Source organism: Microbacterium hydrocarbonoxydans, from assembly GCF_011752045.1.
Lineage (GTDB): Bacteria > Actinomycetota > Actinomycetes > Actinomycetales > Microbacteriaceae > Microbacterium.
In genome coordinates, this window is record NZ_JAAKXW010000001.1 from 1,247,117 (window position 1) to 1,261,328 (window position 14,212).

Genomic DNA, 14,212 nt, shown 5'->3' on the forward strand with positions numbered 1-14,212 from the left:
GGAGGCATGCTGTCCTCATCGAGTTCGGCAAGGAGGGCGAACGGATGCAGAACACGGAGATGCTGCCGCGCGACACCGCGGTGCAGCTGATCGACGCCGAGGGCGCCGCCGTCGCAGACGAGCGCTACCCGATGCCGGACGCGGCCACCCTGCTTCGCGCCTACCGCGGTCTCGTCGAGGGCCGCCGGATCAACGACCAGGCCGGCGCGCTCGTCCGTCAGGGACGGCTCGCCGTCTACCCCTCCTCGCACGGACAGGAGGCCTGCCAGGTGGGCGCCTCTCTCGCCCTCCGCGACGACGACTGGCTGTTCCCGACGTATCGCGACTCGGTCGCCGTCATCGGCCGGGGTGTCGCGCCGGCCGATGCGCTCGTGCTCCTCAAGGGCGACTGGCACTCCGGCTACGACGTGCGCGCGCACCGGGTCGCTCCGCAGACGACCCCGCTCGCCACCCAGCTGCTGCACGCGGTCGGATTCGCGTACGCCGCGAAGAAGCGCGGCGAGGACACCGTCGCCCTCGCCCTGTGCGGCGACGGCGCGACGAGCGAGGGCGACTTCCACGAGGCGATGAACTTCGCCGCGGTCTTCCATGTCCCCGTCGTCTTCCTCATCCAGAACAACGAGTTCGCGATCTCCGTGCCGCTCTCGCGGCAGACGGCCGCCCCCTCGCTCGCGCACAAGGCGATCGGCTACGGGATGCCGGGGCAGCGGGTCGACGGCAACGACGTCGCCGCCGTGCTCGCGGTGCTCGGCGAGGCGGTCGAGCGGGCACGGTCGGGGGGCGGCCCGTCGCTCGTCGAGGCGCATACCTACCGGATGCAGGCGCACACGAACGCCGACGACGACACGCGCTACCGCGAGCGCTCGGAGGTGCAGGCCTGGGCGGCGCGCGACCCGCTGCTCCGGCTGCGCGCGCACCTCACCGCCGCGGGCGCCCTCGATGACGAGCGGGAGGCGGAGTTCGCGGCCGGCGCGGAGGAGATCGCGGCGGCCATGCGCGCAGCGCTGAACACCGACGCCGAGCTCGATCCCGAGGACCTGTTCCGCTTCGTGACCGAGACCCGCTCGCCGCAGCTCGCGGAGCAGTGGGAGCTGCTGCGGGACGAGATCGAACGGACCCCCGCCGAGACCCCCGGAGGCGCACGATGACCATCGCGCACGACGACCTGCGCCTGCACGAGACGCCCGCCACGGTCGCGACCATGAGCATGGCCGCCGCCCTGAATCTCGCCCTCGCCGACGCCCTCCAGGCCGACGATGACGTCGTCGTGTTCGGCGAGGATGTCGGCGCCCTCGGCGGCGTGTTCCGCATCACCGACGGACTCGCCGCGCGATTCGGCGAGGACCGCTGCTTCGACACCCCGCTGGCCGAGTCCGGCATCGTCGGCACCGCGGTCGGGATGGCGATGAACGGCATGCGCCCGGTCGTCGAGCTGCAGTTCGACGCGTTCGCCCTGCCCGCCTTCGAGCAGATCGTCAGTCACGTCGCCAAGCTCGGCAACCGCACCAGGGGCGCCCTGCGGATGCCGATCGTGATCCGCATCCCGTTCGGCGGCGGCATCGGCGGGGTCGAGCACCACTGCGACTCGTCCGAGGCGTACTACGCGCACACTCCTGGGCTCACCGTCGTCAGCCCGTCCACACCGCAGGATGCGTACTCGCTGCTGCGCGCCGCGATCGCCTCACCCGACCCGGTGGTCTTCCTCGAGCCGAAGAAGCTGTACTGGTCGAAGGGCGAAGTCGACACGTCCGTCACGGCCGAGCTCGGCACCGCGCGGATCGCCCGCGAGGGCACCGACGCGACGCTGATCGCCTACGGCTCGTCCGTGCCGCTCGCCATCGAGGCCGCAGAGGCCGCCGCGGCGGAGGGGCGCAGCCTGCAGGTCATCGATGTGCGCTCGCTGTCCCCGTTCGACGACGCGACGGTCACCGCCGCGGTGCGCGCGACCGGCCGCGCCGTCGTCATCGCCGAGGCGCCTGGCTACGTGAGCGTCGCCTCGGAGATCCAGGCACGCGTCTTCGAGCGCTGCTTCGAATACCTCGAGGCGCCGGTGCGCCGCGTCACCGGCTTCGACACCCCGTACGCGCCGCCGAAGCTCGAGCACTGGTACCTGCCCGATGTGGACCGCGTCCTCGACGCCGTCGACTCGCTGCACTGGGAGGACGAGGCATGAGCACGCTCACCACGCAGGTGTTCAGGCTGCCTGACCTCGGCGAGGGTCTCACCGAGGCCGGTCTCGTGCAGTGGCTCGTCGCGGTCGGCGACACGATCGTCGTCGACCAGGCGATCGCCGAGGTCGAGACGGCCAAGAGCGTCGTCGAGCTCCCCTCCCCCTACGCCGGCGTCGTCACGGCGCTCCACGGCGAGCCCGGGGACACGATCGACGTCGGCGCCCCTGTGCTCGAGGTCGCCGACCCTGCGGGACGTCGAGACCCCGTTCTGCCGCAGACACCCCCGGCTGCCGACGCGCACAGCCAGGGGTCTCGCCGAGAGCAGGGGGTTTCGGCGGAGCCTCGGGCAGATGCAGAGCACGAGGCGTACCGCACTGAGGAGCGCGCCGGCTCCGGCAACGTGCTCATCGGCTACGGCACCACGGAGCGCGGTTCCGGCGGGCGCCGTCGCCGCCCGGCGGGCAAGCCGGCCGCGCCGGTCCGCGAGGACACGCCGCTGTCGAAGCCGGCCGGGCCGTCCGAGAGCCTCGCGATCGTGGCGGATGCCGCCCCCCGGCGCACCGTCGCCGTGCGCTCCCCGCTGGTGCGCCGGCTCGCCCGCGACCTCGGTCTCGACGTGCACACCCTCACCGGCACCGGATCCGACGGAGCGATCACGCGCGCCGACGTGCTCCGCGCCGCGGTCGACCACGCGGTCGACGGCGTCGGCGCCGCCTCGGCGGCGGCATCCGGCCCGGCCTCGTCGACGGCCGCTGCCGCGCAGATGACCGCGGCCTCGCAGACGTCGGATGCCGGCGAGATCGACGGCCTCGCCGTGCGCAGCCGCACCCGGATGAGCCCGCTGCGCAAGGCGGCGAACGCCACCATGAGCCGCAGCCGCGCCGAGATCCCCGAGGCGACCGTGTGGGTCGACGTCGACGCGACCGCACTGTGGGAGGCACGCCGCGACATGGCCGCGGAGGGTGATCGAGCCCCGTCGATCACCGCGCTGATCGCCCGCTTCGTGCTGATCGCGCTGGAGGAGCATCCGCTGCTCGCCTCCCGTCTCAGTGCCGATGCCTCCGAGATCATCGAGTTCGACGGGGTGAACCTGGGCATCGCCGCGGACACCCCGCGCGGGCTCATGGTGCCCGTGATCCCCGCCGCCCAGAAGCTCACCGCCGCCGAGCTCGACACGACGCTGCGCGAGCTCGCCGCGACGGCCAGGGCCGGCGCGATGCCGCCGGAGCGGCTGCGCGGATCGACCTTCACCCTGAACAACTACGGCGGCTTCGGCGTCGACGGCTCCGCGGCGATCATCAACCACCCCGACGTCGCGATCCTGGGCATCGGGCGGATCATCGAGCGCCCGTGGGTGGTCGACGGTCAGATCGTCGCCCGCCGGATCGCGCAGCTCTCGCTCGTCTTCGACCACCGGGTCTGCGACGGGGGCTACGCCGCGAGCTTCCTGCGCCGGGTCATCGAGCTCATCGAGCATCCGCTCCGCGCCTTCGGCCGGGTGTGATCCCTTCACTTCCCGGTTCCGGTGCGCTACGCTCCCGATTACTGACCGACCATTCGGTCATAAATGCCGCCGGTGCCCGCCGACGGCACCCGGGACCGCAGAACAACGGAGTTCTCTCATGACGTCAACGAACCCCGGCATCGCTCCGACAGGACGCATGCCCACCGAAGAACGACGGGTGCTGGCCAGCACCCTCGTCGGCACCTCCATCGAGTGGTACGACTTCTTCATCTACGCGCAGGCCGCCGGACTCGTCCTCGCGCCCCTCTTCCTCGCACCGGTGGCCGACGCGAGCCCCGGCCTCGCCCAGGTGCTCTCGTTCGCCACGATCGGCATCTCCTTCCTGTTCCGCCCGCTGGGCGCGATCGTCGCCGGACACCTCGGCGACAAGCTCGGACGCAAGAGGATGCTGGTCTTCACGCTCATCCTCATGGGCCTGTCCACGGCACTGATCGGCGTGCTGCCGACGTACGCGGCGATCGGCGCCGCGGCGCCGATCCTGCTGATCGTGCTGCGCATCCTGCAGGGCTTCTCGGCCGGCGGCGAGTGGGGCGGGGCCGCACTCATGGCGGTCGAGCACGCCCCCACCGCGCGCCGCGGCCTGTTCGGGGCATTCCCGCAGATCGGCGTGCCGATCGGCATGATCCTCGCGACGTTCACGCTGTGGGTGCTCACCAGCTCGATGTCGCCGGAGGCGTTCGCCGCATGGGGCTGGCGCGTGCCGTTCCTCCTGTCGATCGTGCTCATCGGCGTCGGCTACCTGATCCGCCGCGCCGTCGACGAGAGCCCGGTCTTCGAAGACCTGCAGCGCCGCCGGCAGGAGTCGTCCGCACCCCTGGGCCAGCTGTTCAAGCACAACACGAAGGAGGTCATCCTCACGGCGGTGATCTTCATCGCCAACAACGCCGCCGGCTACCTGCTGATCGCCTTCTTCGCCACCTACGCGGTCACGGCGCTGGGCATGGACCGGCCGACGGTCCTGCTGGCCACGACGCTCGCCTCATTCGGCTGGCTCACGTTCACGCTCTGGGGCGGCCACCTCTCCGACCGCCTCGGCCGCATCCGCACCTTCCAGATCGGGTATGTCGCGCTCGCCGTCTGGGCGATCCCGATGTGGTTCCTCATCGACAGCGCGAACATCGTCTGGTACTTCGTCGCGCTGTTCGTGATGACCTTCGCGCTGGGTCTCTCCTACGGCCCGCAGGCCGCGCTGTACGCGGAGATGTTCCCCGCGAACGTGCGCTACTCCGGCGTCTCGATCGGCTACGCGCTCGGCGCCATCCTCGGCGGCGCGTTCGCGCCGACGATCGCCTCGGCGCTGATGGAGAACTTCCATGCATCCTGGACGATCGGCGTGTACATCGCGATCGCGTCGGTGATCTCCCTCATCGGCGTCTCTCTCGTCAAGGAGACGAAGGGTGTGGATCTGTTCACCTGAGCCGACACGGGCCCGGTCTGCTCTGCGGGCCGGGCCTGTGCCATAATTACCTTACGATCGTTCAGTAATTCCGCTCAAGGACGGGGACGACCGCCCGATCACGACACCGCAGTCAGGAGATCCGCATGACCGAGGCCTACCTCGTCGGAGGAGTGCGCACCGCCGTCGGACGCTACGGCGGAGCGCTGGCATCGGTCCGGCCCGACGACCTCGCGGCCCTCGTCGTGGGCGAGGCCGTGCGGCGCGCCGGCATCGATCCGGCCACGCTCGACGAGGTGATCCTCGGCGCCGCGAACCAGGCCGGGGAGGACAACCGCAACGTCGCCAGAATGGCGGTCCTGCTCGCGGGCCTCCCCGACGAGGTGCCCGGCATCACCGTCAACCGGCTGTGCGCCTCCGGCATGTCCGCCGTCGCGATGGCCGCCCAGGCGATCAGGGCCGGCGACGCCGACCTCATCGTCGCCGGCGGCGTCGAGTCGATGACCAGAGCGCCGTGGGTGCAGGCGAAGCCCGAGAAGGCGTGGGCGAAGCCGGGAGCGGCCTTCGACACGTCCATCGGCTGGCGCTTCCCGAACCCTCGCCTCGTCGCCCGCGACAAGGCGACCTTCTCGATGCCGGAGACCGCCGAGGAGGTCGCCCGCGTCGACGGCATCACCCGTGAGGAGGCGGATGCCTTCGCGGTGCGATCGCAGCAGCGCGCGGCGGCCGCGATCGAGGCCGGTCGCTTCGCCGCCGAGATCGTCGGCGTCCCGCTCCCCGCGGGAGACTTCCTGGTCGACGAGGGGCCCCGCCCGGAGACGACGCCGGAGGCGCTCGCCCGGCTGCGGCCCGTGGTGCCCGGCGGTGAGGTGGTGACTGCCGGGAACTCCAGCGCGCTGAACGACGGCTCCTCCGCCATCCTCGTCGCGAGCGCCGAGGCCGTGGCGCGCCACGGCCTCACCCCCCGCGCGCGCATCGTGACCGGCACGAGCGCCGGCGTCGCCCCGGAGGTCATGGGCCTGGGCCCGGTCCCCGCGACCCAGAAGGCGCTGCGCCGCTCGGGTCTCCGCATCGACGACATCGGCTCGATCGAGCTCAACGAGGCCTTCGCGACGCAGTCGATCGCCTGCATCCGCCGGCTCGGGCTCGACGAGTCCCGCGTGAACGCCGACGGCGGGGCGATCGCCCTCGGGCACCCGCTCGGCTCCTCCGGGTCCCGCCTCCTGGTCACGCTCCTGGGGCGCATGGAGCGCGAGGGCTCCCGTTACGGCCTCGCCACGATGTGCGTCGGGGTCGGACAGGGGACGGCGATGATCCTGGAGCGGGTGTGATGGGCGGGCCTCTGCTCATCGAGCGGGCCGACGACCGCGTCGTCGCGGTCCTGAACCGGCCCGAGAAGCGCAACGCGATCGATCAGGCCACGATCGACGCGCTCCACGACCTGTGCGCCGAGCTCGAGGAGACGCCGCGAACCCTCATCCTCGCCGGTTCGTCCGGTGTGTTCGCCGCCGGGGCCGACATCGCCCAGCTGCGGGAGCGCCGGGCCGCCGACGCGCTGCGCGGCATCAACGCGAACGCCTTCGTCCGGATCGCCGAGCTGCCGATGCCCGTGATCGCCGCGATCGACGGCTACGCCCTCGGCGGCGGCGCGGAGCTCGCCTACGCCGCGGACATCCGCATCGGCACGCCTTCGCTCGCCATGGGAAACCCCGAGACGGGCCTCGGCATCCTCGCCGCCGCAGGCGCGAGCTGGCGGCTCAAGGAGATCGTCGGCGACGCCAGGGCCATCGAGCTGCTGCTCACCGGACGCACGGTGGATGCCGAGGAGGCGCTGCGCATCGGCCTGGTGTCGGCGATCCACGAGCCCGATCGGCTGCTGCCCGCCGCGCACGAGATCGCCGACCGCATCGCCCGCAACGACCGTGCGGCGACCATCGCGACGAAGAGGGTGTTCCGCGCCCCGCGCGACCGGCATCCGGCGGTCGATCTTGAGGCGCAGGCCGAGCTGTTCGAGAGCCCTGAGAAGTTCCGGCGGATGACCGAGTTCCTGGAGCGCCGCGACCGGCGCGCAGAACGAGACGAAGCGAGGACGGAACCATGACCGAGAAGGCCCCGGAGCGCGTCGGCGTGCTGGGCGGCGGGCGGATGGGGGCAGGAATCGCCCATGCCTTCCTCCTCGCCGGTTCGGACGTGACCGTCGTCGAGCGCGACCAGGCGAGTGCGGACGCTGCCGCCGAGCGCATCCGCGAGAGCATCCGCCGCTCCGTCGAGCGCGATCCCGCCCTCGACGAGACTGCGCTGCGCGCGCGCCTGACGACCGGCACCGCCGTCACCGCCTTCGGCGATCGCGACCTCGTGATCGAGGCCGTTCCCGAGGACCGGGACCTCAAGGAGCAGTCGCTGTCACGCGCTGAGGCGGCGATGCCGACGCATGCGACGCTGGCGAGCAACACCTCGTCGATCTCGATCGACGACCTCGCCTCGACGCGGCTGCGCCCCTGGCGATTCCTCGGCCTGCACTTCTTCAACCCGGTGCCCGCATCGGCGCTGGTCGAGATCGTGCACGGCGACGCCACCGAGGCAGCCGTCACCGAGGCCGCCCGCGGCTGGGTCTCCGCCCTCGGCAAGACGCCGATCGTCGTGCGGGACTCCGCCGGGTTCGCCTCATCACGACTCGGCGTCATGCTCGGGCTCGAGGCCATCCGGATGCTCGAGGAGGGGGTCGCATCGGCCGCCGACATCGACGCTGCGATGACGCTGGGGTACCGGCATCCGATGGGTCCGCTGCGCACCACCGACGTCGTCGGGCTCGACGTGCGACTGGGGATCGCCGAGGAGCTGGCGCGTGAGCTGGGGCCGCGGTTCGAGCCGCCGGCGCTGCTGCGCCGCCTGGTCGCCGAAGGAAAGCTGGGCCGCAAGAGCGGCGAAGGGTTCTACGTCTGGAACGAGGAGAGATGACCGACTACCTGCCGAGCTACGTCCAGGGCGGATGGTGGGTGCCGTCCGCCGGCACCGGAGCGACCGAGGTCCGCGACGCCTCCACAGGCGAGGTCGTCGCGCGGGTATCGGCCGAGGGCCTCGATCTCGCCGGCGCCCTCCAGTACGCGCGCACGACCGGGAACGCGAGCCTCGCCGCTTTGACCTTCCACCAGCGCGCGGTGCTCCTCAAGCAGTTCGCGCTCGCGCTCACCGAGCGCAAGGAGGAGCTGTACGCGCTGTCCTCGCGCACCGGAGCCACGAAGATCGACTCCTGGGTAGACATAGACGGAGGCATCGGCGTGCTGTTCTCGTACTCGGGGAAGGGACGCCGCGAGCTGCCGAACAGCACCGTGCACGTCGACGGCCCGGTCGAGCCGCTGTCCAAGGACGGCTCCTTCCTGGGACGACACGTCTACACGACGCTCCCCGGCGTCGCGGTGCAGATCAACGCGTTCAACTTCCCCGTCTGGGGCTCGCTGGAGAAGTTCGCGCCCGCGTTCCTCGCCGGGATGCCGACGCTCGTGAAGCCTGCCACTCCCACCGGCTACCTGGCCGAGGCGATGGTGCGGATCCTCGTCGAATCCGGACTCCTCCCCGACGGCTCGCTGCAGCTGGTGAGCGGCAGCGTGCCCGACCTCTTCGCGCACCTGCGGCTCGGCGATCTCGTCGGCTTCACCGGCAGCGCCTCGACCGCCGAGAGCCTGAAGGCCCATCCGGCCGTGCAGACCGGCGGCGTGCGGTTCACCGCCGAGACCGACTCGATCAACGCCTCGGTGCTCGGCACGGACGCCGTCGAAGGCACGCCCGAGTTCGACGCCTACGTCCGCCAGCTCGTCACCGAGATGACGACGAAGGCCGGCCAGAAGTGCACGGCGATCCGCCGCGCGATCGTGCCGACCGCCTCGGCTGACGCCGTGATCGCGGCGGTGCGGGCGCGGATCGCCGAGAAGACGGTACTGGGAGATCCGCGCGCCGAGGGCGTGACGATGGGTCCGCTCGCGTCGACCGCGCAGCGCGACGAGGTGCTCCGCCAGGTGCGACGACTGCAGGAGGCCGGCGGAGAGGTCGTCATCGGCACCACCGACGCCCCCGAGGTGCGGCTCGCCGACGGCACGACGGCCGTGGCCCCCGAGGGCGCCTTCGTCTCCCCCGTGCTGCTGCGCTTCGCAGACGCGCAGACGGATGCCGTGCACGACGTCGAGGCCTTCGGCCCCGTGTCGTCGCTGCTGACGTACGACACCACCGCAGAGGCCGCAGCGCTCGTCGCCCGAGGCGGCGGCTCCCTCGTCACCAGCCTCGCCACGCACGACCCCGCGCAGGCAGTGGAGCTCGCGACGCGCATCGCCCCGTTCAACGGACGGATGCTGCTGCTCGACCGCGACGACGCCCGCTCGTCGACCGGGCACGGATCGCCGCTGCCGAACCTCGTGCACGGCGGCCCCGGCCGCGCCGGCGGCGGCGAGGAGCTGGGCGGCATCCGGGCGGTGCTGCACCACATGCAGCGCACCGCGGTGCAGGGCTCCCCCGAGATGCTCACGGCGCTCACCGGCGTCTGGCACACCGGCGCCGCGTCGAACAGCGGCGGACGGCATCCGTTCCGCAAGTCGCTCGCCGAGCTGCGGATCGGCGACCAGGTCGTCTCCGGTTCGCGCGAGGTCACCCTGGACGACATCGAGACGTTCGCGCACTTCACGGGCGACACGTTCTACGCGCACATGGACGAGGAGTCGGCCGCGGCGAACCCGTTCTTCCCCGGCCGGGTGGCGCACGGATACCTCCTCGTGTCCTGGGCCGCCGGCCTGTTCGTCGATCCCGAACCTGGTCCGGTGCTCGCGAACTACGGCCTGGAGAACCTCCGGTTCGTCACCCCGGTGTCCCCCGGCGACGAGATCCGCGTCGAGCTCACGGCGAAGCAGATCACGCCGCGCGAGACCGACGAGTACGGCGAGGTGCGCTGGGACGCCGTCATCCGCAACCAGAACGACGAGACCGTCGCCACCTACGACGTGCTCACCCTCGTCGCGAAGGAGCCGGCCGCGGCCTGAGGTGAGGCCGTCGTGGTGTCGTCGGGGCTTCTTGCGGTTGCTTGTGGGTCGCTGCGCGATGGATGTCGTGGGGAAGACATGCCCTCGCTCGCCTTCGGCGTGCTCCCGCCAGACCCGGTGCCAGCTTCCCCACGGCATCCATCGCTCCGCTCGGAACCCCGGTCGTTACCGCCGGTCGCTAGCGCCCACCCGGTCGTTGAGCGAGCGGAGCGAGACGAAACGCCCCCTTCCGACGTACGACACGGATGGATGCTGCGGATGCTGTTCAGGTGCGCAGCACCGGCCGCCCGGGTGGTTTCACCGGGACGGAGTGTCTCGGTGTGCGCCATCGCTGTTGCGGATCCCACCACTCCGGCCCCCGGATCTGCGGGACACCACCGTTCATCCGGATCTCCCACCCGGAACGATCCAGCGACCGGTGATGCCACCAGCACAACGGCACCCCGTTGTCCGTATGCGTCGACCCGCCCTTCGCATGCTCGGTCACGTGGTGGATCTCACACCACGACGCCGGAACGTGACACCCCGGAATCAGGCACTCCTTATCGCGGGCGACGATCGCCCGCCGCTGATGCACCGTGAACACCCGATCCGTGGTCGTGATCCCGATGATCCGGCCCTCATCGAACAACACCCGCTGAACCGCACCCGTACAGGCAGTGTGCGCGGCCACGGACAACGGAACCGGAGTTTCAGCGCCCGGGATCGTCGCCCACCCCGTCCCAGTGGCGAGATCCTTCGCATCCACATGCACCACCAGCGTCGGGGCCGCACCGCCCAGGGACGGCATGTCGTCGTGGCGGGCGGCGATGCCCAGCACGGCGGCCAGGGCGTCGTGACGCTTCTGCCCGGGCGTGCGGGAATCGATCAGGTTCCGCGGATCGATATTGAACCGATCCTCCCCCTCACCCCCATCGGTGTCGGGGTCGCCGTCGGCACCGTCCCCGTCGGGATCAGCGCCATCATTGTCCGGGGCGGGTTCGAACCGCACACCCGGTGCCGGCGCTCCGCCGACCTTGGGGTTGTTGTACGCGTCGGCGATCAGCTGCCATGCCGCGGCGACCTCCGGGGTCAGGTTTCCGTGCACCGGATGCACGCCGTTGCGCAACCGGCCCACCGTGAAGAAGCGGCGCGACTGCGCCTCCAAGTCCGACGGCTCCGCCCCATCCGGATCCAACCCCACCGCAAGAGCACTCGCGAACAGTTTCAAGTCCTCGGCCGACGCCCGCGGACCCGGGCCGGGCGCATCACCATCTGCATCTGCATCTGCATCGTCTTCGAGATCGGCGCTTACGCTTGCCCCAACCGAGTCAGCCTCCGCGCCGTCGGCGTCCACATCGGGGAGGTTCTCACCGCGTGCGAACGCCGCCAGGTTCGCGTCCGCCCACAGCCGCTCCTCGAGCGTGATCCGGTCCCGCGCCGCCTCCAACGGCCCCACCGCGACCAGCAGACCGGTCACCCCGACGGCCCCGTCGAGGAGCGCTTCCCGCATCGCGGGCCATCGGGCCGGCATCCGCTCCCCCGACACCAGACTCACCTCCCGCGCCACCGCGTCCGCGGCACGAATGATCCTCCCCGCCGTCGGCGCATCGACCAGGGTCGCGCGGCGGAGGAGTTCGTTCATTCCGCGGCATCCGAAACGATGACCGAACTCCACATCCGCCGTCGCCACCGCCTCCACCGTCGCGGCATCGGTCAACCTCGACACCTCACCCAGACCCACCAGAAGCGCCGCGCGGTCGGCATCCGACAGCCCCGCCAGCGTGTCGCCAGACAGCAGCTCACGCAGGCCGGAAACGACCTGAGCGATGGCGTCTGCTGGGCTGTTCATACCTCAATTCTGCCGAGGGCCACCGACATTGAGAGGCCGGTTTCCCCCAGGTCGAATGACCTTTTCGACCGTGTTCCGGAAGGGGCGTTTCGACTCGCTCCGCTCGCTCAACGACCGGACAAGACACAGGCGTTTCGACTCGCTCCGCTCGCTCAACGCCTCGAGGATCGGACGGGGATGGACGGATCACGATGAGCGGGCTCCCGACAACCCACCCCTGGTGAATCGGAATGCCTCCGCCGGACGCGGGTCAGTGCCGGCGCAGGCCGTCGAGCGCGATCGCGACGACGTCGTCGGCGAGGCGGTCTGCGCCCTCCCGTCCCCCGGGCCGGTACCACTCGACGATCGAGTTGATCATGCCGAAGACGAGGCGGGCGGCCACGCTGGCGTCGATGTCGCCGCGCAGCGAGCCCTCGGCCTGCGCCTCCGCCACGAGAGCGGTGATCCGGCGGTCGAAGGCACGCCGCCGGGTGAGAGCGCGCCGCTCGACCTCGGTGTTGCCGCGCACCCGGAGCAGCAGCGTCACCGCGGGGAGGCGATCCACGAGCACGTGCACGGCGCCGCGGAGGACCTGCTCGAGCCGGTCAGCGGCCGGGCGCTCGGCGTCGGCATCCGTCGTCGATCCCGCCATCTCGTCGACGACACCCTCCAGAGCGCTCAGCGCGGCATCGAGCGCCAGCTCGAGGATCTCGTCCTTCGAACCGAAGTGGTGGTAGATCGCCGACTTGGACAGGTTCAGGCGCTCGGCGAGCACGCCGATCGATGTCGCGTCGTAGCCGTACTCGTTGAAGGCGGCGACGGCGACGGCGAGGATCCCCTGCTGGTCGTACCCGGGGCGGCCTCGGCGCGTGCTCTGATCCTGCGACATGCCCTTCAGTCTCCCATCCGGCGCCAGCCTCCCTGTGCGGGCGCGCCCGCCCGCATCAGCGCAGATCGTAGACGCGCTTGTACTTGCCCTCGCTGCGGGGCAGCGACCCCGGTTCCTCGAGTCGCACCGCGACCGTCGAGCCCACGAAGATCTTGATCCGCTGCGCGAGCACCTGAGCCGCACTCTCGCACACCTCGGCCGACAGGTCGGGGTGGCGCTCGATGCGGACCGTGAGGGCATCCATCCGGCCCTCCTTCGTCAGCTCGAGGATGAAGTGCGGGGTGAGGTGCTCGATGCCGAGCACGAGCTCCTCGATCTGCGTGGGGAACAGGTTGACGCCTCGCAGGATGATCATGTCGTCGTTGCGTCCCGTGATCTTCTCCATCCGGCGCATACCCGGTCGCGCGGTCCCGGGGAGCAGGCGCGTGAGGTCGCGGGTTCGATAGCGGATCACCGGGAAGGCCTCCTTGGTGAGCGAGGTGAACACCAGCTCGCCGAGTTCGCCGTCGGGCAGCACCGCCCCCGTGTCGCCGTCGATGACCTCCGGCAGGAAATGGTCCTCCCAGAGATGCGGGCCGTCCTTGGTCTCGACGCACTCGTTGCCGACGCCCGGGCCCATCACCTCGCTGAGGCCGTAGATGTCGAGGGCCTCGATGCCGAGGCGCTGCTCGAGCTCGCGGCGCATCTCGTTGGTCCAGGGCTCTGCGCCCAGGACGGCCACGCGCAGCGAGGTCGAGCGAGGGTCGACCCCCTGAGCGACCATGGCGTCCGCGATTGTGAGCAGGTAGCTGGGCGTGCAGAGGATCGCGTCGGGCTCGAAGTCCTGGATGAGCTGGATCTGCCTCGCCGTCTGCCCGCCGGACATGGGGATCACGGTCGCGCCGAGCGCCTCGATGCCGGCGTGGGCCCCGAGTCCACCGGTGAACAGCCCGTAGCCGTAGGCGTTGTGCACCTTCATGCCGGGACGGATGCCGCTGGCACGCAGCGACCGCGCGACGAGGGAGCCCCAGCGCTCGAGGTCGCCCCGGGTGTAGCCGACGACGGTCGGACGGCCGGTGGTGCCGCTCGAGGCGTGGATGCGCGCGACGTCGGCCATCGGCACGGCGAACATCCCGAACGGGTACGTCTCGCGCAGGTCGGCTTTCGTGGTGAACGGCAGCCGTGCGATGTCGGCGAGGGAGCGGATGTCGTCGGGATGCACCCCCGCCTCGTCGAACTTGCGCGTGTACAGCGGCACGTTCGCGTAGGCGTGGCGGACAGTCCACTGCAGGCGCTCGAGCTGCAGCGCCTGGATCTCCTCTCGGCTCATCCGCTCCTCGGGGTCGAGTTCCGCAGCGGTGGGCGGCTGGATGGCGGACCGGGTTCCTGTCGTCGTCGACATGGTGCCTCCGTCGGGT

Annotated in this window: 11 protein-coding genes; 8 read left to right on the forward strand and 3 right to left on the reverse strand. The window is 71.1% G+C overall.

Going from position 1 to position 14,212, the window contains the following annotated elements; genetic code table 11:
• Positions 1 to 44 precede the first annotated feature (44 nt).
• The 8 genes from pdhA (at position 45) to paaZ (ending at position 10,116) form a co-directional block, all read left to right on the forward strand.
• The gene (pdhA, locus tag G6G98_RS05915) at positions 45 to 1,148 is read left to right on the forward strand and encodes a pyruvate dehydrogenase (acetyl-transferring) E1 component subunit alpha (protein WP_164233256.1); all 1,104 of its coding nucleotides are present in this window, start codon (positions 45 to 47) and stop codon (positions 1,146 to 1,148) included.
• The gene (locus G6G98_RS05920) at positions 1,145 to 2,173 is read left to right on the forward strand and encodes an alpha-ketoacid dehydrogenase subunit beta (RefSeq protein WP_164233255.1); all 1,029 of its coding nucleotides are present in this window, start codon (positions 1,145 to 1,147) and stop codon (positions 2,171 to 2,173) included. Before pdhA ends, G6G98_RS05920 begins: the two co-directional genes overlap by 4 nt.
• Positions 2,170 to 3,675, forward strand: a complete 1,506-nt coding sequence (locus G6G98_RS05925) for a dihydrolipoamide acetyltransferase family protein (protein ID WP_164233253.1) — start codon at positions 2,170 to 2,172, stop codon at positions 3,673 to 3,675. Before G6G98_RS05920 ends, G6G98_RS05925 begins: the two co-directional genes overlap by 4 nt.
• A 118-nt stretch (positions 3,676 to 3,793) precedes the next feature.
• Entirely contained in the window at positions 3,794 to 5,113 is a 1,320-nt protein-coding gene (locus G6G98_RS05930; RefSeq protein ID WP_164233251.1) for an MFS transporter, read from the forward strand.
• A gap of 125 nt (positions 5,114 to 5,238) precedes the next feature.
• On the forward strand, positions 5,239 to 6,423 hold the full coding sequence (locus G6G98_RS05935; RefSeq protein WP_164233249.1) for a thiolase family protein: 1,185 nt from the start codon (positions 5,239 to 5,241) through the stop codon (positions 6,421 to 6,423).
• On the forward strand, positions 6,423 to 7,193 hold the full coding sequence (locus G6G98_RS05940; RefSeq protein WP_164233247.1) for an enoyl-CoA hydratase/isomerase family protein: 771 nt from the start codon (positions 6,423 to 6,425) through the stop codon (positions 7,191 to 7,193). Before G6G98_RS05935 ends, G6G98_RS05940 begins: the two co-directional genes overlap by 1 nt.
• Positions 7,190 to 8,050, forward strand: a complete 861-nt coding sequence (locus G6G98_RS05945) for a 3-hydroxyacyl-CoA dehydrogenase family protein (RefSeq protein WP_164233245.1) — start codon at positions 7,190 to 7,192, stop codon at positions 8,048 to 8,050. The genes G6G98_RS05940 and G6G98_RS05945 overlap by 4 nt, the downstream gene beginning before the upstream one ends.
• The gene (gene paaZ, locus G6G98_RS05950) at positions 8,047 to 10,116 is read left to right on the forward strand and encodes a phenylacetic acid degradation bifunctional protein PaaZ (protein WP_164233243.1); all 2,070 of its coding nucleotides are present in this window, start codon (positions 8,047 to 8,049) and stop codon (positions 10,114 to 10,116) included. Before G6G98_RS05945 ends, paaZ begins: the two co-directional genes overlap by 4 nt.
• A 265-nt stretch (positions 10,117 to 10,381) precedes the next feature.
• Here the strand turns inward: paaZ and G6G98_RS05955 are convergent, their stop codons facing one another.
• The 3 genes from G6G98_RS05955 to paaK all read right to left on the reverse strand — a co-directional run bounded on the left by G6G98_RS05955 (position 10,382) and on the right by paaK (position 14,196).
• A complete protein-coding gene (locus G6G98_RS05955; RefSeq protein ID WP_164233241.1) occupies positions 10,382 to 11,947 on the reverse strand; it encodes an HNH endonuclease signature motif containing protein in 1,566 nt (521 codons plus the stop codon).
• Between the two features lie 250 nt (positions 11,948 to 12,197).
• Complete coding sequence (locus tag G6G98_RS05960) at positions 12,198 to 12,815, reverse strand: TetR/AcrR family transcriptional regulator (RefSeq protein ID WP_164233239.1); 618 nt, start codon at positions 12,813 to 12,815, stop codon at positions 12,198 to 12,200.
• Between the two features lie 55 nt (positions 12,816 to 12,870).
• Positions 12,871 to 14,196 carry a phenylacetate--CoA ligase PaaK gene (gene paaK, locus G6G98_RS05965; RefSeq protein WP_164233237.1) on the reverse strand — a complete coding sequence of 442 codons (1,326 nt, stop codon included), beginning with the start codon at positions 14,194 to 14,196 and terminating at the stop codon, positions 12,871 to 12,873.
• Positions 14,197 to 14,212 lie beyond the last annotated feature (16 nt).